Origin of the sequence: Symbiopectobacterium sp., assembly GCF_047692315.1 — a bacterium.
Lineage (GTDB): Bacteria > Pseudomonadota > Gammaproteobacteria > Enterobacterales > Enterobacteriaceae > Symbiopectobacterium.
Genome location: NZ_JBLLJS010000029.1, coordinates 85,949 through 105,103, shown reverse-complemented (window position 1 = coordinate 105,103; position 19,155 = coordinate 85,949). Strand labels below are relative to the sequence as shown.

The following is a 19,155-nucleotide window of genomic DNA, read 5'->3' as shown; positions in this document are numbered from 1 at the left end:
ACCGATTAAATCAGCTGTTAGGTGTTATATATTGGCCTAAAACACGCGTTAACGTTGAAACGGGAACTGAACAAACGAAGGGAAAAACAGTGGCAGACAAACGAGGCGTATATCACCCGCAAAAGATGGCATCAACAGAGGATCAAACAAGGGATGGATCGTCAGACGCCGGGTTTGCTGACGTGGATATCCCTAATTGACACAATACGGAGGCCATACCGTGACGCAAGATATACGCGACAAGCGCCTCTCTTTCTTGCTCGGAACACTGTTGATAGATTTGAATCCAGACAGCCAGCATATCGGCCTGACGTACCGCATAGGATGAGGGGGTTTCTTGCAGTGAGAGCGAGTGCTGCACCAGTTCTGGCAAGCTGTAGAGTGAGTATTCAACGCCACGCCCCTGAACACCTTTGTGACGACGTTTTTCCCACCCGTCTTCCCGGGCACGTTTGTTTACGCCTTGCCGTGTTTTAGGCAATCCAGCCATCCCCAGCAATTCAGCAGTGGTGAACCACTCTTTTTTCATAGCCTTTCATCCTGATAGTGCGATGCATTACAAAATTTAATTTATTAGGAATAATGTTAAGGAAATTATTAGAAATAATATGTTGTATTTTTTCCTAATTCCGGTCGCGCACCCCACGCGATTAACTGACGAGCGTTATTTATACCACCAATTGACCATTATCTTGTAGCAAGAAGGAAAGATGCATGAGCGTAAGGAAACACGACTGGCACCCTGCCGATATCATCGCCGCACTCCGTAAAAAGGGGACCACGCTGGCTGCTGTCTCACGGGAGGCGGGATTAAGTTCTTCCACTCTGGCCAATGCGATATCACGCCCCTGGCCCAAAGGTGAATGGCTCATCGCCGAGGCAATCGACATTCACCCCGCTGAAATATGGCCCAGTCGTTATTACGACCCGAAGAGTAACACACTGATCGATAGTAAAAAACTTATCCGACCTGACGACCCTCACCAAGAATTCTGACACAAAAAAGCCGGAGCACCTTCTCTCCAGCTTATCACGATCGGACGTTGAAATACCGATTAGCCGCGTGCTGAACCACTTACAAAGGATTCACCCAACTCGATATCCTGTCTCAGGGTACCCAGCATGTTATCCAGAACCTGTTTTTCAAACGGGCTCAGTACGCCAATGGCTTTACGCTCAACAATACCTGATTTGCCCAGTAACAGCGGTTGTGCAAAGAAACGGGCATGCTCGCCGTCACCTTCCACATAAGCGCATTCCACCACACCTGATTCTCCTTGCAGGGCGCGAACCAGAGACAGCCCAAAACGCGCCGCCGCCTGACCCATGGAAAGAGTCGCCGATCCACCACCGGCTTTGGCTTCAACCACTTCAGTACCGGCATTCTGGATGCGTTTAGTGAGATCGGCCACTTCCTGCTCGCTGAACGTTACGCCAGGAATTTGCGACAACAATGGCAGGATCGTCACACCAGAGTGCCCACCAATCACCGGGACTTCAACATCTTGTGTCTGCTTGCCTTTCAATTCCGCCACAAAGGTGTTGGAGCGGATAATATCCAGCGTGGTTACGCCAAACAGCTTGTTCTTGTCGTACACGCCAGCTTTTTTCAGCACATCCGCCGCAATCACCACCGTTGTGTTAACCGGGTTGGTAATGATACCAATGCAGGCTTTCGGGCTGGTGCGGGCAATCTGTTCAACCAGATTACGCACGATCCCCGCATTCACGTTGAACAGGTCGGAACGGTCCATGCCTGGCTTACGAGCGACACCGGCCGAGATTAGAACGATGTCCGCGCCAACCAGTGCAGGGGTGGCGTCTTCACCACAAAAGCCTTTGATAGATACTGCTGTAGGGATATGGCTCAGATCAACAGCGACACCCGGTGTTACCGGAGCAATGTCATAAAGGGATAATTCTGAACCTGAAGGAAGCTGGGTTTTGAGCAGGAGCGCGAGAGCCTGACCGATACCGCCTGCTGCTCCGAGAACTGCAACTTTCATCCTAAACTCCTTATTATCGTAAAAGTAAAAATGCCGTGAATTTGTGCAATAAACCACCAGATACCAATAAAATCAGGAGGTTCAAACGGCTTACCGAACGAGCGCCGGCCGTGCCGTTACCTCAACATCAGGTCATGAAAAAGGAAAAACTATGTCATTAATAATAAATCAAAATCTGCCGAGTGATTTGTAAGGTAAGTAAAGTTATAAGTAAGTGAGTAAATAATGCAGCGCGTATCACGTTCATTGCGGTGGGGGCTACATTACACCGAACCGCAGCCGCTAAACAGCCCCATTTTGATAACATTTGATTTACTTTTATGTGACTAACCACGCATTTTTTTTCATACCTTACGTCATTTAAACATTTTAGCGCAGTTATCGATCTGAATAGTTCTGAGTCACTTCTTTAAGCGCCCATATTGCATAAAAATTCACCCAACTGCATAATACGCACATCCATGATCACAACGAACGGTGCAGAATGCGTAACTCGACAAAACAGGAAGATTTGGTTAAAGCGTTCAAAGCGCTGCTAAAGGAAGAGAAGTTTAGTTCTCAAAGCGAGATCGTGTTGGCGTTGCAAGACGACGGTTTTGAAAATATAAACCAATCAAAAGTATCGCGAATGCTGACCAAGTTTGGGGCAGTACGCACACGTAACGCCAAAATGGAAATGGTTTATTGCCTGCCAGCGGAACTGGGTGTCCCCACCACCACCAGTCCTCTGAAAAATTTGGTGCTGGATGTGGATTACAACGATGCGGTTGTCGTTATTCATACCAGCCCAGGGGCCGCGCAGTTGATCGCTCGGTTGCTGGATTCTCTGGGGAAATCAGAAGGAATTCTTGGCACCATTGCCGGGGATGACACCATCTTCACCACGCCGGCTCGCGGCTTTAGCGTCAAACAGTTATTTGACGCCATTTTGGTGCTGTTCGAACAGGAACTGTAACCATCCATCGCGATCGGCTTATCCGCGCCTGATGCTTGCAATATCAGGCGCATGTCTGGTTAAACCGCAGGTAACTCCGCCAATGGCCAGCGTGGACGCACGCTCACACCCAGTTCCTGATTCTCGTTGTGCAACAGCCGAACACTGCCTGCATAGGCAATCATCGCGCCATTATCGGTACAAAACTCAGGCCGCGCATAAAACACCGCACCGCCTCGTTTCGTCATCATGTCTGCCAGGAGCGCGCGCAGCGTGCGGTTGGCACTGACCCCGCCAGCCATAACAAGACGTTTAAATCCGGTGTCATCCAGCGCCCGGCGGCATTTTATCGCCAGAGTATCAACCACTGCATCTTCAAACGCACGCGCAATGTCAGCACGGGTTTGATCATCGTTACCATTGGCACGAATGGTATTGGCAGCAAAGGTTTTCAAACCGGAAAAACTAAAATCCAGCCCTTGTCTGTCGGTCATCGGGCGAGGAAAGGTAAAACGTGAGGCATCCCCTTGTTGCGCCAGTTTGGACAGCATCGGCCCCCCAGGGTAATCCAGCCCCAGCAGTTTTGCGGTTTTATCGAAGGCCTCACCGGCCGCATCGTCGATAGATTCCCCCAGCAAGCGGTACTCACCAATACCGGTGACGCTGATCAACTGCGTGTGGCCACCAGAGACCAGCAGCGCCACAAAGGGAAATTCCGGCGGATTTTCTTCCAGCATCGGGGCCAGCAAATGGCCTTCCATGTGGTGAACAGGAATGGCAGGCACGCCCCAGGCAAACGCCAATGCTCTCCCGACCGTTGCGCCAACCAGCAATGCGCCCACGAGCCCTGGCCCGGCGGTGTAGGCCACGCCGTCGATATCCGATGACGCCAGACCCGCCTCTTTCAGCGCCGCCTGAATCAAGGGAACCGTCTTGCGCACGTGATCGCGTGATGCCAGTTCCGGCACGACACCACCATAATCCACATGCAGTTTTACCTGGCTATACAGTTGGTTAGCCAATAACCCAGCGTCCGTGTCATAAATCGCCACCCCGGTTTCATCACAGGAGGTCTCAATACCCAATATGCGCATCGCTCTACCTAACGTTCATTGCCACGCAAGCTGACATCCACTTGCCACTTGCTTCATATAACGAATAGTCTACCATTAACGGTTTCGGTTTTCTGCTCTGCGCGCGCTGGATGTTTTATGATCGCCGCAATGCTTTACAAGCGCATCACGTTTGCAGTAGAATTTAGCACCATTTTGAAAAGGTTGGCACAAGGCCAGCACATACCGAAATTATTAAGGTGAGAGGCACATGCCGGTAATTAAAGTACGTGAAAACGAGCCGTTCGACGTAGCTCTGCGTCGCTTCAAACGTTCCTGTGAAAAAGCGGGTGTTCTGGCTGAAGTTCGTCGTCGTGAATTCTATGAAAAACCGACTACCGAACGTAAACGCGCTAAAGCTTCCGCAGTGAAACGTCACGCGAAGAAACTGGCTCGAGAAAACGCACGCCGCACTCGTCTGTATTAATTTCTGGAGGCTTTGTGCCTCCACCGCGTGTTTAATCCGCAGACTTAGCAGTTGCATACGAAGGCCGTGCTTTCCGAAAGGAAGCGCGGCTTGTTGTCGTTTATAAGTTATCGTTTATTTGTATTAAAAACAGGGGCTTATGGCTGGACGAATTTCACGCGTCTTTATCAATGACCTGCTTGCACGCACCGACATCGTCGATCTTATTGACGCGCGCGTGAAGCTTAAGAAGCAGGGCAAGAACTTTCACGCGTGCTGTCCGTTTCATCATGAGAAAACCCCCTCTTTCACCGTAAATGGTGATAAGCAGTTTTACCATTGTTTCGGCTGCGGCGCTCACGGCAATGCCATCAACTTTTTAATGAACTTTGATCGTCTTGAGTTCGTTGAAAGTATTGAAGAATTGGCATCCATGCACAGTTTGGAAGTGCCTTATGAATCGGGTACTGGCACTACGGCGCTTGAGCGTCACCAGCGTCAAAGCCTGTATGAACTGATGGGACAGCTGAGTGAGTTTTATCAGCAAGCGTTAAACCAGCCGGCGGCAACACCCGCCCAGCAATATCTGGCCCAGCGTGGCCTGAGTGCGGAAGTGATTCGCCATTTCGCCATCGGCTTCGCCCCTGCTGGGTGGGATAACGTATTAAAGCGCTTTGGCCGCCACGACGAAGATCGTGAAACCCTGAGCGATGCGGGAATGCTGGTCAAAAACGAGCAAAGACGTACCTATGACCGCTTCCGTGAGCGCGTCATGTTCCCTATCCGCGATAAGCGCGGCCGCGTGATCGCCTTTGGCGGACGCGTGCTGGGGGACGGTTTGCCCAAATACCTGAACTCGCCGGAAACCGAAATTTTTCATAAAGGCCGCCAGCTGTATGGTCTTTACGAAGCGCAACAAAATCACACGGAACTAAAACGTCTTCTTGTGGTTGAAGGTTATATGGACGTGGTAGCGCTGGCACAATTCGGCATTGATTATGCCGTGGCATCGCTGGGCACCTCAACGACGGCAGATCATATTCAGATGATGTTCCGCGTTACCGATCAGGTTATTTGCTGCTATGACGGTGACCGGGCGGGTCGGGATGCGGCCTGGCGCGCTCTGGAAACGGCGCTACCCTATTTGAATGATGGCCGCCAGTTGCGCTTTATGTTTCTCCCTGACGGGGAGGATCCGGATACTTTGGTGCGCAAAGAGGGTAAACAGGCATTTGAACAGCGGATGGAGCAGGCGCTGCCGCTCTCCACGTTCCTGTTTGATACCCTGCAACAGCAGGTGGACATGAGTTCTCCTGAGGGGCGTACCAAGCTCGGAAGAGATACATTGCCGCTGATTGGTCAGGTGCCAGGAGAAACCCTGCGGTTGTATCTACGTCAACAGCTCGGCAACAAACTGGGGATTCTTGACGATCACCAACTGGATAAACTGCTGCCCAAAACGGCAGAACAGGCGCAGCCCTACCAGCCGCCCCAACTAAAACGCACAACTATGCGTATACTAATAGGGTTGCTGGTACAAAATCCGCAGTTGGCGGCATTGGTAACTGCACCTGATGGGCTGGTGTCATCGAAGATGCCCGGCGTGCCGTTGTTTATTGAGCTGGTGAAAACGTGCCAGGCACAGCCCGGTCTGACAACGGGGCAGCTTCTGGAGCTTTATCGGGAGAATAAATCGGGCCCACAGCTTGAAACCATGGCAACGTGGAACCACATGATCGTTGAGGACAAGGTAGAAGAGACGTTTATCGATACCTTGACTACCCTATATAACCATATGTTAGAGGAGCGGCTGGAATCACTGATAGCACAATCGCGTTTGCGGGGATTGACCGCAGAAGAACGTAACGAGGTGCACATGTTGAATCAGGCGCTTACCAGAAAGAACTGATTACAGCGGCTTAATTGCCGATAACCAGCAGGGTAAAGCCCTGCCAAAGCCGCTAGAAGGGGCTGCGGCGAGAAGAAGAAATACCCCGAATGTTATTGTTGGCTATAACCCACTAGCTTTCGACGTGCAGGCAGGCGGAATGCACCTGCAACGTGCAAGGTGACCGGTATAATTATGCCGACCGACACCAACCTAATACTCTGAAGTGTGGATACCGTCTTATGGAGCAAAACCCGCAGTCACAGCTGAAGCTACTTGTCACCCGTGGTAAGGAGCAAGGCTACCTGACCTATGCTGAGGTCAATGACCATCTGCCGGAAGATATCATCGATTCCGACCAGATCGAAGACATCATCCAGATGATTAATGACATGGGCATCCAGGTGATGGAAGAAGCGCCGGATGCGGATGACCTGTTGTTGGCAGAAACGACAGCCGACACCGATGAAGATGCTGCCGAAGCTGCTGCTCAGGTGCTCTCAAGCGTAGAGTCCGAGATTGGCCGTACCACCGATCCGGTGCGCATGTACATGCGTGAAATGGGAACCGTTGAGTTGCTCACCCGTGAGGGTGAAATCGACATCGCCAAACGAATCGAAGACGGTATCAACCAGGTTCAGTGTTCCATTGCCGAATACCCTGAAGCTATCACGTACCTGTTAGAACAGTACGATCGCGTCGAGGCCGAAGAGAGCCGTCTGTCCGATCTGATCACCGGGTTTGTCGATCCTAACGCAGAAGAAGAGCTCGCGCCTACCGCAACCCATGTGGGATCGGAATTATCCAGCGAAGAGATGGATGACGACGACGAGAACGAAGACGACGATGATGCTGAAGAAGATAACAGCATCGACCCGGAGCTGGCACGTCAGAAATTTACCGAGCTGCGCGGGCAGTACGAAGTTACGCGTCAGACGATCAAAGCCCATGGACGTAACCACTCCAAGGCAGCGGAAGAGATCCTGAAGCTTTCAGACATTTTCAAGCAGTTCCGTCTGGTGCCAAAACAGTTCGATTTCCTGGTCAACAGCGTGCGCTCCATGATGGATCGCGTGCGTACGCAAGAGCGCCTGATCATGAAACTCTGCGTTGAACAGTGCAAAATGCCGAAGAAAAACTTCGTCACGCTGTTCACCGGTAATGAAACCAATGACACCTGGTTCTCCGCCGCCAAGGCAATGAATAAGCCCTGGAGCGAGAAACTGGTCGAAGTGGAAGAAGACGTGCAGCGCAGCTTGCAGAAACTGCACCAGATCGAAGAAGAAACCGGCTTGACTATCGAGCAGGTGAAGGATATCAACCGTCGCATGTCGATCGGTGAAGCCAAGGCGCGTCGTGCCAAGAAAGAGATGGTCGAGGCGAACCTGCGTCTAGTGATTTCTATCGCCAAGAAATACACCAACCGCGGTCTGCAATTCCTGGATCTGATTCAGGAAGGCAACATCGGTCTGATGAAGGCCGTAGACAAGTTTGAATACCGTCGTGGCTATAAGTTCTCAACGTACGCCACCTGGTGGATCCGTCAGGCGATCACGCGTTCTATCGCCGATCAGGCGCGCACCATCCGTATTCCTGTTCACATGATCGAAACGATTAACAAGCTGAACCGTATTTCGCGTCAGATGTTGCAGGAAATGGGCCGTGAGCCGACGCCAGAAGAACTGGCCGAGCGCATGCTGATGCCGAAAGACAAGATCCGCAAAGTGCTGAAGATCGCCAAAGAGCCGATCTCCATGGAAACACCGATCGGTGATGATGAAGATTCGCATCTGGGAGATTTCATCGAGGATACAACGCTGGAACTGCCGCTGGACTCCGCAACCTCGGAGAGCCTGCGTTCAGCCACTCACGATGTGCTGGCTGGCCTGACAGCGCGTGAAGCCAAAGTACTGCGTATGCGTTTCGGTATCGATATGAACACCGACCACACGTTGGAAGAGGTGGGCAAGCAGTTTGACGTAACACGTGAACGTATTCGTCAGATTGAAGCCAAGGCACTGCGTAAACTGCGCCACCCGAGCCGTTCCGAAGTGCTGCGCAGTTTCCTGGATGATTAACATCATCTAAATGGAAATAGGAAAAAGCCCTCAATATTGAGGGCTTTTTTATTGTATTTATAACAATAACAACGGGCTAAGCTGCATACAAAACCAGCATACGGGCAATGTTGCTCTAGACCTGCCCCGCCATGTTACCGTATAATTCACGCCCATATGGCCCCTTAGCTCAGTGGTTAGAGCAGGCGACTCATAATCGCTTGGTCGTTGGTTCAAACCCAACAGGGGCCACCGAATTTTAGCTTTAAAATCATACGATTAAGCCACTTCTTGCGAGGTGGCTTTTTTGTTGTCCGCCTTCAAAATGGCTATAAAGTGTCACTGGTGTTTTTACCGACTAACCGCATTAGCCAATATGTAAGAACATCACTCAATACAGCTCTGGTGTTTACGGTAACTTGGCAATCACCTTGATTTCAAATCGAAAGCCAGAAAGCCAAGACACACCAATGCCTGTCAGTTCCGGATAAGGTGCTTCTCCCCAAAATTCCGGTACTACGCGCTCCAGATGGTTTCCAGATTCGACTCGGGATCGACGACAAACACGGTCACATCCACGACGTCGTCAAACGTACATCCAGCGGCAGACAATACAGCATTCAAATTCTCAAATGCTCGTTTTACCTGCGTTGTTAAATCCGGTTCAGGTGAACCATCCTCTCGGCTGCCCACCTGCCCTGACACGAATAAAAAGCCATTGGCTCTCACCGCAGGAGAATACCGATTGCGGTTATAAAGATCTTGCCGTCCTTCAGGAAAAACAACATTGCGAATTGCCATGGCATACCTCTGAATAGCGCGTTTCAAGATGGATTACTTGTGTGTAGCAGAAGTCTAGAGGCATAGTGACGGTAAGATAAACGCGTAAAACCTATCTGCATTATTTGTAAAATACAAACAATCAAAGACGCATGGGGCAACAAGATGGATCGCTTTGACACAATGCAGGCTTTTATTCGGGGTGATTGAGTCGGGCAGCTTTACCAAAGCAGCCGAAACGTTACGGATGAATAAAACCACGGTTACGCAGTTAGTCCAGCAACTCGAAACCCGATTGCGCGTCAAGTTACTCAACAGAACCACGAGAAAAGTGAAATTGTGACAGCCGATGGCGCGGTTTATTAAGAGTGTGCCGTTCGTCTGCTTGCCGACATGGATGATGCGGAAACCAGCCTCTCCAACGCCGTATCCACGCCCAGAGGCAGGCTCCGAGTTGACGTTCCCAGCCCACTGGCTCGCATGATTCTAGTGCCAGCCTTGCCTGAATTTTACGCACAATATCCGGATATTCAGATTGATCTCGGTGTCAGCGATCGCCAGGTAGACCTGATCAGAGAGAATGTAGATTGTGTGATTCGTGGCGGCAACATCACGGAACAATCGCTTATTGCCCGCCATGTGGGGGATTTGACGATCGAAGCCTATGCCGCTCCCAATTACCTGGTTCGCTCGGGGATCCTCCCCACCCATCCGTATCAGTTGGAGAAATCAGAGCATTACCTTGTCGGTTATCTGAATTCACGCACAGGAAAGATTCCTGAGCTGGAAGCGCGCCATAATGGCGATACAGTCAGAGTAAAAGGTCGTTATAAGCTTGCGGTTGACGATGGTAATGCCTACCTTACCGCAGGCTTGGCATTATTTTACGTATATGGCAAAGGAGCACGAGGCCCGTGGTGAATTGTACCCGCTGTTCAAACAGTGGCAATTTAGCCCAATGCCACTTTATTTGGCTTTTCCCCCAAACAGGTATTTAAGTGCCAAGCTTCGGGTGTTTATCGATTGGGTGATTGAACTCATGGAGAAACATGCACCAAAGCGTGTCGTGTTATGAACAGGACGCGGACTGCATTGCCGCCTCACCACACGCAACCCTGACGTGGCAAAGAGACATGTCGTTCAAGTTACGGCTTGAGTCTGGTGTCAAATTTAAACGGGATATTAACCGCCATTTTCACAATAGCGGGAAAATCGGGATGCTCCGGGTTTAGCAAATAGTTAAATTCTACAGGGCTGAGCGCGCTGGGAACAGCGCAATCCAACAGATTGCCCTGACTTAATCCATGCATCATCATAGAGGACCAGTTCCGGGGGCGCTTTTTCGGCATTCCACTGTTCTGGTAGCGCAGACATTTTCGCTTGCAGCAGTAAACCATCAGGAACATCGATGCTGAGTAACGTATAGATATCGATAAGCTGTACGGAATCAATGTGTACCAGCGTTTCGAGGATCGTAAGGGAAGCGGTTTCTGACACATAGCACATAGCGGTGCCAGACTGTTCCAGCGCCCCCCGGCCAGTTTTGCACCATACCCTGTCCAGGCTTCGGACAGGTATTTTGTCTTGGTCAGACGGTAGAGGATCAAGAATAAACCCCGTGCTCTATACGGGTTATCAGGTTCATTACCTCATAGGCGCCGGTTTCCGACGCAATCAGATCAGCTAGCACCTTCCATTCTAATGCCCGATTAGGTTGATGGAGCCATTTCTGCGCAGCAACTCTGTCGCCCTCGAACAATTCCACGGCGCGATTGATGATGCGAATAATCCGGACAATGCGCTCACTCTGGTCTGGGGTAAAGCGCGCTTTCAGACCGCGATTGAATGTTGTACTGGGGATCCCCGTCATTTTCCGAAAATCGGTCTGGCTGATGTGCGCCCATTTGGCAACGCGATTAGCGATATCCCCTTCCAGGCCTTTGTCAATCTGACCCACAAGAGCCACGCCATCTGCGCTATCAAATCCAGCAACGCTCCAGAGATTTTCTGGACGCTGAGTAGCAGTGTTCAGTTCAAATGTTTTCATAGCAACATCTCCATTTGGTCTTTTTATTATAACCAAATAGTCATGATTGGCAATTGTGTGATGAAAATATCCGCACCACGTAAGCACACGCAAAGGAGGCATGATCACATATATGCCATAACAGCGTGAATTGGCAAATGTGCAAACTATTTAACAATACTTACTCATTACATATCCACTTCACCTATACTTTACTACCCTATTTCACTGTTTCGATAAGGCTTGACTATGCTGGCAAACATCTTGATTGCCCTTGTTGCAGCGATACATATTTACATCCTCATCCTCGAAATATTTTTGTGGAACACGGATAAGGGCCGTAAAGCCTTTAACCTGAGCACTGATTTTGCTCGTGACACAAAGACGATGGCCGCGAATCAGGGTTTGTATAATGGCTTTTTAGCCGCAGGGTTACTCTGGGGATTATGGCTTGGGGAGACGGGTTTTCAGTTCAAAATATTTTTCCTGATCTGCATCTGCGTTCTGGCTGCAGGGATGTATGGTGCCCTCACCGTGAGCCGGAAAATCCTCTATGCTCAGGCAATTCCCGCATTGATTGCGCTCATCGCGCTGATGAGTCATTAAAGCGTTTTTAAAAGGATGAAGGCATGGATGCGTTAACATACCCCTACACCTTACATGATTTATTGTGCTTGTATGAGTTTGAACCCCTGCTTGAACCGATATACCGGGAGAAACATTATAAGGCACTGATCGATTGAGCTGAAAAGGAAGTACTTTTTTGTAATGATTCCGAAACGCTGCTTATCATCGCTTCGTTTTGCCTGGATGTAAAACTTGATTATGACGAGATAAACAGCTATCTCGATCGCTATCTGTATGAGAAAAAATAAAAAGGCCCAGCGTAGATGTCAGCGCCTTAGTCTAGCTGAAGATACAAATGTGGTCGTTGTTAAACAACCCAAACGCCGAGGACATAGAAGGAGATTTGTTACTGTTTTCTCAGCACTTTTTTGACTTTGGCCCACGTTTTTTTTCAAAAACAGCAAGCTATCTGAACAACCTCTATTACCAACTCTATGACAGTGGCTGGGGAGATTACCCGGCCAAGAGGCCGAATCAATGGACGAGCAGGCACTTTTGCACTTCGTTAAGGAGCGCATACGCCCTTTTATCGCAAACTAACCCGTAACGAGTGGCTTACGCTACTAGCACACTGACAGCGTAAACCAACCGGTGATGATCCGACGCAAAAAAACCACCTTCTCATCAGCCACCCAATAAACAGGATGGCACGACGAGTAAGGCGGTTGTCGGAATAAAAACGTTGGATTACTTAGCCGTCGCCTTCTCGGCTGGCTCTGGCATCTTGTGATTTATGCGGTTTTCGAAATTCTCGTTGAACTGCTTTTTCTGCTCCGGCGTCAGAACGTTATAGATCTTGTTCTGCGTCTCCAGGCGGCTTACCATGCGCGCTTTATGAATTTCATCCTGCTTGTTTACCTGCGCCTGGGCCTTCGCCATATCAAAAGTGTCTGCGGCAATCACATCACGCATTGCGCGGTGCTCATCATGCATCACTTTGCGCATATTATCGCTCGCATCGCGAATGATGTCCCCGACCTGCTTTTTCTGCTCCTCAGTCAGGTTGAGATCTTTAAGCATCCACTCTTCATGCATGCCAGTACGAGGGCCGCCGCGTTCACCCTTCATCATCCGGGCTTCATGACCATGGCCTTTAGGAGCGTCATTCGCATGCGCAATACCCGCCGCGCCAAACGTCAATGAAGATGCCACCAGAATCGCTGTCAGTTTACGCATAGTGCTATCTCTCTCTTTCCAGATTACTCGTTAACGACGATTGTCGTCTTGACGGTGTTGAGTATAGACAGTGCAACTTCGAGTTAATTAGCGTAAGGGTAAACCTCTGCAAGTTCCGTCTCCACAATTGCCTCAAATGTGGAGAATGCGGAGAGAGTATGTAAACCCTGCAAGGAAAACGTTAAGACACCTGTAGTCTAGTTAACACTAAAAATATAAAATTAATTAAATAAATTATCAAAAAAAACAATTATTTCACACTTAAATAGCTTGCTATTTAATATTTGTCTATATAGATTATGATTCATAAGAAAACGCAACCAGTACCAACATCATTGCCAGCGCAGGCCTATCAGCTTGACGGACAGCTCTGTTTCGCACTCTATTCTGCCAATCTGGCAATGAATAAAGTCTACAGAAAACAGCTGGCAGCACTGTCGCTCACCTATCCCCAGTATCTTGTCATGCTGGTGCTGTGGGAGCGCGACGGGCTTACGGTGTCGGAACTGGGTGAACGGCTCTATCTGGATTCTGCCACGCTAACGCCGTTGCTCAAACGATTGCAGCAATCCGGGTTGGTCAGCAGAACGCGCAGCGCAGAAGCAGAAGACGAGCGCCAGGTGCTGATTCGGCTGACGGAAGAAGGCAACGTATTGCAACAAAAAGCGCGAGCCATACTGGAAAGCATGCGGTGCACAACCCAGTGTGATGACACCACCCTGAAGGCAATGAAGCAGCAGTTAGAATACCTGTGTGCCAGACTGATCGAGAATCTTTGATAGCCGCTTAGCTCGACGTTTTATTTTGACCATTTAAATAGCACGCGATTTAATATCGAAATAAAAAATAACCTGTAGGAGTTACACCATGTCCATTGAAAAAGTACTGTATGTTGCTCACGCAAAAGCCACTGGCGGACGTGATGGCCGCGCCGAATCATCCGATCAGCAGTTAAGCGTCAAATTGACTACGCCACGCGAGCTGGGCGGCGCGGGCGGTGAAGGGACAAATCCGGAACAGCTTTTTGCCGCAGGTTACTCCGCTTGCTTTCTTGGTGCGCTGAAATTCGTGGCCAGCAAAGAAAAAATCGCACTGCCTGCTGCTGCCACCATCGAGGGCAGCGTCGGTATCGGTGCCGCACCAACCGGATTTGCCATTGAAGTAGAATTAAAAATTGATCTGCCGGGTTTGGCGCGCGAAACGGCGCAAGCACTGGTAGAAAAAGCCCATATCGTGTGCCCGTACTCTAACGCCACACGCGGCAATATCGACGTAACCTTGACGCTACTGTAAGTCATACTGCGTCACGCAAGCGGCAACATGCTGCCGCTTGCTCACCGAGCATCAACACCAGTGGAAAAAAACAGGATGAATCAAACGACTCAAGGAAGTGAACGACTAAAGGCGGAGGCATCCTTCGCCAAGGCGTCAATATAGGCGCCAATCATTTTAATGCGCTGCACCAGGGGATTACGTTCCGGCGATGCATCCATTGAGTTCAACTGAATGACCAGCCTTTCGATCTGCGCGCACAGCTCCGCTTCCCGCTGTTGGGACTGCGTGAGCTGCTGCAACCTGACACAGCGTTCTAAATCGGTAAGCGCGCTTTCCAGTGCCGGTTCCCACTCATCCACCCACATAACGATTCCTTAGCACCCGTATCCCGCGAATTATAATGATTGTCTGCGCGGACAACAAACCTTCTGACATGCCGTTCACCTGGTCAAGGCTGTCGTGGGGAATGACAAAAATCACATTAAAACAACATTTATTTCACATAAAGTCTAACATTCGCTACAGCAAACTCATCTGACCAGTTTCTTGCCCGGTTTCTGTGGAGAGCATCATGCACACCTATCCAACGCTTTTTTCGCCACTCGATTTGGGCTTCACCACGTTAAAAAATCGCGTAATCATGGGCTCGATGCACACAGGTTTGGAAGAGCATCCGCAGGGCACCGCGCTGCTGGCGGCATTTTATCGCGAACGCGCACAGGGTGGTGTAGCACTGATTGTAACCGGCGGTATCGCGCCCAATGAAAAAGGGGCCGTGGTGGCAGGCGGCGCGACGCTTGAGCGTGAAGCACAGCTATCTCACCATATTGCCATCACCGATGCCGTGCATCAGGCAGGAGGAAAGATTGCACTGCAAATTCTGCATGCCGGGCGCTACAGCTATCAGCCCGACCCTATCGCTCCTTCCGCTCTTCAGGCACCGATCAACCCTTTCCGTCCTCACGCCATGACCGATGAAGAGATTTTGCAAACTATCTCAGATTTTGCCCGCTGTGTGGCGCTGGCCCAACAGGCCGGCTATGACGGTGTGGAAATCATGGGTTCAGAAGGGTATCTGATTAATCAGTTTCTGGTCGAACGCACTAACCAGCGGCAAGACGACTGGGGTGGCAGCGAGCAAAATCGCCGCCGTTTCGCATTGGAGATCGTGCGCGCGGTACGCCGTGTAGCTGGCCCAAATTTTATTATCATCTATCGCCTGTCCATGCTTGATCTGGTGGAAGCCGTAGGAGTCACACTGCTCAATACTGGAATTGGCTGGCACGAGGCACGCATCCCCACCATCGCAACGCTGGTGCCACGTGGGGCCTTTGGCTGGGTAACCCAACGCCTGATGGGCACAGTCAGCATACCGCTCATCACCACCAACCGCATTAACGATCCGGCACAGGCAGAACAGATGCTGGCACAGGGCTGCGCCGATATGGTTTCCATGGCACGCCCCTTTCTGGCAGATGCGCACTTTCTTGAAAAAGCAGCAACGGGCCGCGGCGATGAGATAAATACCTGCATCGGTTGCAATCAGGCCTGCCTCGATCGCATTTTTGTTGGCAAACTGACTTCATGTCTGGTCAACCTTCGAGCCTGCCACGAAACAGCACTGCCCGTAATCCCCTCGGCCCAGCCACAGCACATTGTCGTCGTCGGGGCCGGCCCCGCAGGGCTGGCTTTTGCCATTAACGCAGCACAGCGTGGCCACAGGGTTACGCTGTTCGAAGCGGACAGTAACATAGGCGGCCAATTTAATCTGGCCCGGCAGATCCCGGGAAAGCAGGAGTTCGCGGAGACATTGCACTATTACCGCCGTATGTTGGTACTCACTCACGTATTAGTACCCCTCAACACAAAAGCCACAGTAGAAGATCTTAAAGCCTTTGATACGGTTATCCTGGCATGCGGTATCACCCCGCGCGCACCGGATATCCCCGGCATTGACCACCCAAGCGTAGTCAGCTATTTACAGGTGCTGCGCGATAAGGTTCCCATTGGTAAACGAGTGGCAATTATCGGTGCTGGCGGTATTGGTGTTGCCCATTACCTAAGCGCACCACCACAAGCGGATTTCTATGCCGAGTGGGGTATCGATCGCTTGATAAACGTGGCGGCGTGCTGCCATTTTCCAGCGAGCTATCTACTAACACGCTACATCAGCATGAGATTGTGCTGCTGCAACGCAAGGCGGGAAAACTGGGTGAGCATCTCGGAAAAACCACCGGCTGGATACACCGGGCGCAATTGCTACGCCATGGAGTGACCTTTATGAACCGCGTGCAGTACAACGTATTGACGATGCGGGGCTGCATATCCTTCATGAAGGCCAGGAGAGATGCATCGCCGCGGATACGATCATCGTCTGTGCGGGGCAAGACTCACGACGCGAGCTCTATGCCCCCTTGCAGGCTATCGGGTGTGCCGTGCATCTGATTGGCGGCGCAGATGTCGCTGCCGAACTGGATGCTCGACGGGCTATCGATCAGGCGACCCGACTGGCGCTAACGCTGTAATCGGTGGCTCAAGCGCCCACTCAGCGAGGCGATGCCAGCTTCACCGCACGCAACACCACAAACTTGTCGTTGCCCGCCAACTGCTCGCAGTTACCAAACAGGTGTTTCAGCTTCGGGTAGTAGTTGAGATGGCGGTTACCTACGATGTGTAGCTCCCCACCGTGTGCCAGACAACGACGCGCATCGCTGAACATATTCCAGGCCAGATGATCGGTGATCGCCTGCTGTTGGTGGAACGGCGGGTTACACAGCACGGCTTGCAGTGAGTCAGGCGCAATACCGGCCAGCGAGTTATTTACCACAAAACTGGCGCGAGGCAGATCTTGCGGACGGTTTATCTCTACGCTCAGGCGGCTGGAAGCCAGCGCCATATGGGATTCGTCAATAAAATTGACCAGCGCCGACGGGTTTTGCGCCAAGGCCACCAGCCCGACAACCCCGTTGCCGCAGCCCAAATCCACTATCTTGCCTTCCACATCACGCGGAAGATGCTGCATGAAGAAGCGCGTACCAATATCCAGACTACCGCGTGAAAACACGTTGGCATGGTTATGGATACGGTAACCATAGCCCTCCAGTTCCCATTCAACGGTTGGTGAATACTCACCTACGTTGATTTGCGCCACTTCACAGTGAATCAGGCGCGCCTTTTTCCACGCCAGCGAGGCGCGTCTAGGGCCAATAATCTTTTCAAACAGTTGCAACGTGGAGGTGTGGATATCACGCGCCTTCGCCCCAGCGATGATCCGCGTGTGAGGCGCGACAACCGTGCGCAGCATACGGAGCTGATGCTCCAGCATCGCCAGCGTTTTCGGCACTTTTAAAACCACCAGCGACGGTACATCGGGTAATGACGTCAGGCTGTCTTGCAAGGTTTCTGGCGCATAGCCATTGAGCGCCAGATTATGTCGCGTGGCCAGTTGGCTCAGATAGCTGTCGCTAACGCAGATCGGACCATGTGACTGTAAACCACATGCCAGAGCACCGAATGCGTCGTTCAGAATTACCACAGGGCCAGGTGCAAGCAAGCTCCATGGCAGAAATTTCGTTAAGCAAAAATGCGTCTGCCGCTTCCCAGGCCTGCAAGGTAGAATTCTCAGACGTTTTTGGGTAGCGCACCAACGTGAGCGTGTGCGTTTCCAGTTCCAGTTGGCTCATCGGCCTCTCCCGCGTCATAAAGGTTGCGCAGTTTAATCGCGAGCCCAAACAGCCTGCATGCAGAACAATCCATTCTGTTTCTCCAGCATGGCAAGCATGTCGTTTGTGAAAAGCCGCTGGCATCAAACCACGCGCAGGCACAGAGAATGATCGCCTGTGCGCAATCGAACCAGGTGGTGTTGTTTGAAGCGTTCAAAACCGCCAGCCTGCCCAATTTCACTGTGGTGATGCAAGGTCTCGCACGTATTGGTCGTTTGCGTAAAGTATTTCTGAACTACTGCCAATATTCATCCCGTTACCAGCCTTATCTGGCGGGAGAGAATCCGAATACCTTCAATCCGGCGTTTTCCAACGGCTCCATCATGGATATCGGCTACTACTGCCTGGCTTTCGCTGCCAGCCTGTGGGGAGAACCACACAGCGTTCAAGCCAGCGCAACCCTACTGGAAAGCGGTGTGGATGGGCACGGCAGCGTAGTGCTGAATTACGGGGATTTTGACGTCATCATTGCACATTCCAAGGTGAGCCAAAGCGCCATTCCCAGTGAAATTCAGGGAGAAGAAGGCTCACTGGTCATTGACAGGCTGTCGGAATGTCAGCAGGTGTGCCTGATGCCGCGCAACGGCCAACGCATCGATTTATCACAGCCGCAGCATATCAACAGCATGCTGTATGAAGTGGAAACCTTCGCCTCGTTGGTTGCTCAGCGCGATGTCAATCACGCCTTTCTGGCGCGCTCACTCACCGTGGCACGCTTGCAAACGGAAATTCGCCGCCAAAAAACCGGCGTGGTGTTTCCCGCCGACAGCCAGACTGACGGCACCTCACTTTCCGGGGAACGGTAACAGGGCCGGTGTAAAGGTGCACGCAGAATTTGACCTGGATCGACTTTTCACCTATCTTTACTGATGCAAAGGGGAGTAACTTTTCCGCCGGTCGATCGTCATTACGAAGTCTTATGCCTGAGCTACTACAAAGTATGTCGGCATCCGCTTCCGGTTACCGGGCAATGCTAATGAGAATTCCGCATTGGCGTTGTAAGTGAGACCTTGCCGGAAGGCGAGGTACATTTGCAACGAGAGTGACCAAACGACCTGTGTCTTCCGATACATGTCGTTCTTTTACCTGGCCGACCACTGTGCCAGATAAAAATGAGGCCTGACGGTGTTAATTTTTGTTGCAAGG

14 protein-coding genes, 1 tRNA gene and 6 pseudogenes are annotated in these 19,155 nt (G+C 51.1%); 12 read left to right on the top strand and 9 right to left on the bottom strand.

Going from position 1 to position 19,155, the window contains the following annotated elements; translation table 11 throughout:
- Positions 1 to 142: 142 nt before the first annotated feature.
- Entirely contained in the window at positions 143 to 529 is a 387-nt protein-coding gene (locus ACMZI0_RS18650) for a DNA-binding protein (protein WP_415674077.1), read from the bottom strand.
- 185 nt (positions 530 to 714) lie between these two features.
- On the opposite strand from ACMZI0_RS18650, the gene ACMZI0_RS18645 reads away from it, so the two are divergent.
- Positions 715 to 996 carry a helix-turn-helix domain-containing protein gene (locus ACMZI0_RS18645; RefSeq protein WP_415674076.1) on the top strand — a complete coding sequence of 94 codons (282 nt, stop codon included), beginning with the start codon at positions 715 to 717 and terminating at the stop codon, positions 994 to 996.
- 59 nt (positions 997 to 1,055) lie between these two features.
- Here ACMZI0_RS18645 and mdh read toward each other — a convergent pair whose 3' ends face one another.
- Entirely contained in the window at positions 1,056 to 2,006 is a 951-nt protein-coding gene (gene mdh / locus ACMZI0_RS18640) for a malate dehydrogenase (protein WP_415674075.1), read from the bottom strand.
- 484 nt (positions 2,007 to 2,490) lie between these two features.
- On the opposite strand from mdh, the gene argR reads away from it, so the two are divergent.
- Positions 2,491 to 2,961, top strand: coding sequence for a transcriptional regulator ArgR (argR, locus tag ACMZI0_RS18635; protein WP_415674074.1), 471 nt, complete (start codon positions 2,491 to 2,493; stop codon positions 2,959 to 2,961).
- A gap of 59 nt (positions 2,962 to 3,020) precedes the next feature.
- Here the strand turns inward: argR and tsaD are convergent, their stop codons facing one another.
- The gene (tsaD, locus tag ACMZI0_RS18630) at positions 3,021 to 4,034 is read right to left on the bottom strand and encodes a tRNA (adenosine(37)-N6)-threonylcarbamoyltransferase complex transferase subunit TsaD (RefSeq protein ID WP_415674073.1); all 1,014 of its coding nucleotides are present in this window, start codon (positions 4,032 to 4,034) and stop codon (positions 3,021 to 3,023) included.
- Between the two features lie 229 nt (positions 4,035 to 4,263).
- On the opposite strand from tsaD, the gene rpsU reads away from it, so the two are divergent.
- The 4 genes from rpsU (at position 4,264) to ACMZI0_RS18610 (ending at position 8,655) form a co-directional block, all read left to right on the top strand.
- Positions 4,264 to 4,479: a 30S ribosomal protein S21 gene (gene rpsU / locus ACMZI0_RS18625; RefSeq protein ID WP_001144069.1), complete on the top strand. Its 216-nt coding sequence runs from the start codon at positions 4,264 to 4,266 to the stop codon at positions 4,477 to 4,479.
- A 139-nt stretch (positions 4,480 to 4,618) separates the two neighbouring features.
- Complete coding sequence (gene dnaG, locus ACMZI0_RS18620; RefSeq protein ID WP_415674072.1) at positions 4,619 to 6,367, top strand: DNA primase; 1,749 nt, start codon at positions 4,619 to 4,621, stop codon at positions 6,365 to 6,367.
- A 221-nt stretch (positions 6,368 to 6,588) separates the two neighbouring features.
- The gene (gene rpoD, locus ACMZI0_RS18615) at positions 6,589 to 8,424 is read left to right on the top strand and encodes an RNA polymerase sigma factor RpoD (RefSeq protein ID WP_415674071.1); all 1,836 of its coding nucleotides are present in this window, start codon (positions 6,589 to 6,591) and stop codon (positions 8,422 to 8,424) included.
- A 158-nt stretch (positions 8,425 to 8,582) separates the two neighbouring features.
- Positions 8,583 to 8,655: transfer RNA gene (locus tag ACMZI0_RS18610), tRNA-Ile, on the top strand.
- Between the two features lie 157 nt (positions 8,656 to 8,812).
- Here the strand turns inward: ACMZI0_RS18610 and ACMZI0_RS18605 are convergent.
- Positions 8,813 to 9,204 (bottom strand): annotated as a pseudogene (locus ACMZI0_RS18605) (Rid family hydrolase).
- Between the two features lie 144 nt (positions 9,205 to 9,348).
- On the opposite strand from ACMZI0_RS18605, the pseudogene ACMZI0_RS18600 reads away from it, so the two are divergent.
- A pseudogene (locus ACMZI0_RS18600) lies at positions 9,349 to 10,258 on the top strand (LysR substrate-binding domain-containing protein).
- Positions 10,259 to 10,328: 70 nt separating this feature from the next.
- On the opposite strand, the pseudogene ACMZI0_RS18595 reads toward ACMZI0_RS18600, so the two are convergent.
- Positions 10,329 to 10,790: pseudogene (locus tag ACMZI0_RS18595) on the bottom strand (RES family NAD+ phosphorylase).
- Positions 10,787 to 11,230, bottom strand: a complete 444-nt coding sequence (locus ACMZI0_RS18590; RefSeq protein ID WP_415674070.1) for an antitoxin Xre/MbcA/ParS toxin-binding domain-containing protein — start codon at positions 11,228 to 11,230, stop codon at positions 10,787 to 10,789. The pseudogene ACMZI0_RS18595 and the gene ACMZI0_RS18590 overlap by 4 nt, the downstream one beginning before the upstream one ends.
- Positions 11,231 to 11,458: 228 nt before the next feature.
- Here ACMZI0_RS18590 and ACMZI0_RS18585 point away from each other — a divergent pair, with 228 nt between their 5' ends.
- Positions 11,459 to 11,815: a DUF1304 domain-containing protein gene (locus ACMZI0_RS18585; RefSeq protein ID WP_415674069.1), complete on the top strand. Its 357-nt coding sequence runs from the start codon at positions 11,459 to 11,461 to the stop codon at positions 11,813 to 11,815.
- A gap of 708 nt (positions 11,816 to 12,523) precedes the next feature.
- Here ACMZI0_RS18585 and spy read toward each other — a convergent pair.
- Positions 12,524 to 13,012: an ATP-independent periplasmic protein-refolding chaperone Spy gene (gene spy, locus ACMZI0_RS18580; RefSeq protein WP_415674068.1), complete on the bottom strand. Its 489-nt coding sequence runs from the start codon at positions 13,010 to 13,012 to the stop codon at positions 12,524 to 12,526.
- A 299-nt stretch (positions 13,013 to 13,311) separates the two neighbouring features.
- On the opposite strand from spy, the gene ACMZI0_RS18575 reads away from it, so the two are divergent.
- Positions 13,312 to 13,791, top strand: coding sequence for a MarR family winged helix-turn-helix transcriptional regulator (locus ACMZI0_RS18575; protein WP_415674067.1), 480 nt, complete (start codon positions 13,312 to 13,314; stop codon positions 13,789 to 13,791).
- Positions 13,792 to 13,879: 88 nt separating this feature from the next.
- Positions 13,880 to 14,305 carry an organic hydroperoxide resistance protein gene (locus ACMZI0_RS18570; protein ID WP_415674066.1) on the top strand — a complete coding sequence of 142 codons (426 nt, stop codon included), beginning with the start codon at positions 13,880 to 13,882 and terminating at the stop codon, positions 14,303 to 14,305.
- A gap of 89 nt (positions 14,306 to 14,394) precedes the next feature.
- On the opposite strand, the gene ACMZI0_RS18565 is transcribed toward ACMZI0_RS18570, so the two are convergent.
- Positions 14,395 to 14,652, bottom strand: a complete 258-nt coding sequence (locus ACMZI0_RS18565) for a hypothetical protein (protein WP_415674065.1) — start codon at positions 14,650 to 14,652, stop codon at positions 14,395 to 14,397.
- A gap of 206 nt (positions 14,653 to 14,858) precedes the next feature.
- On the opposite strand from ACMZI0_RS18565, the pseudogene ACMZI0_RS18560 reads away from it, so the two are divergent.
- Positions 14,859 to 16,812 (top strand): annotated as a pseudogene (locus tag ACMZI0_RS18560) (FAD-dependent oxidoreductase).
- A 20-nt stretch (positions 16,813 to 16,832) separates the two neighbouring features.
- Here ACMZI0_RS18560 and rlmG read toward each other — a convergent pair.
- Positions 16,833 to 17,970 (bottom strand): annotated as a pseudogene (rlmG, locus tag ACMZI0_RS18555) (23S rRNA (guanine(1835)-N(2))-methyltransferase RlmG).
- Positions 17,971 to 18,005: 35 nt separating this feature from the next.
- Here rlmG and ACMZI0_RS18550 point away from each other — a divergent pair.
- Positions 18,006 to 18,815, top strand: a pseudogene (locus tag ACMZI0_RS18550) (Gfo/Idh/MocA family protein); the annotation flags it as partial.
- Positions 18,816 to 19,155: the final 340 nt, after the last annotated feature.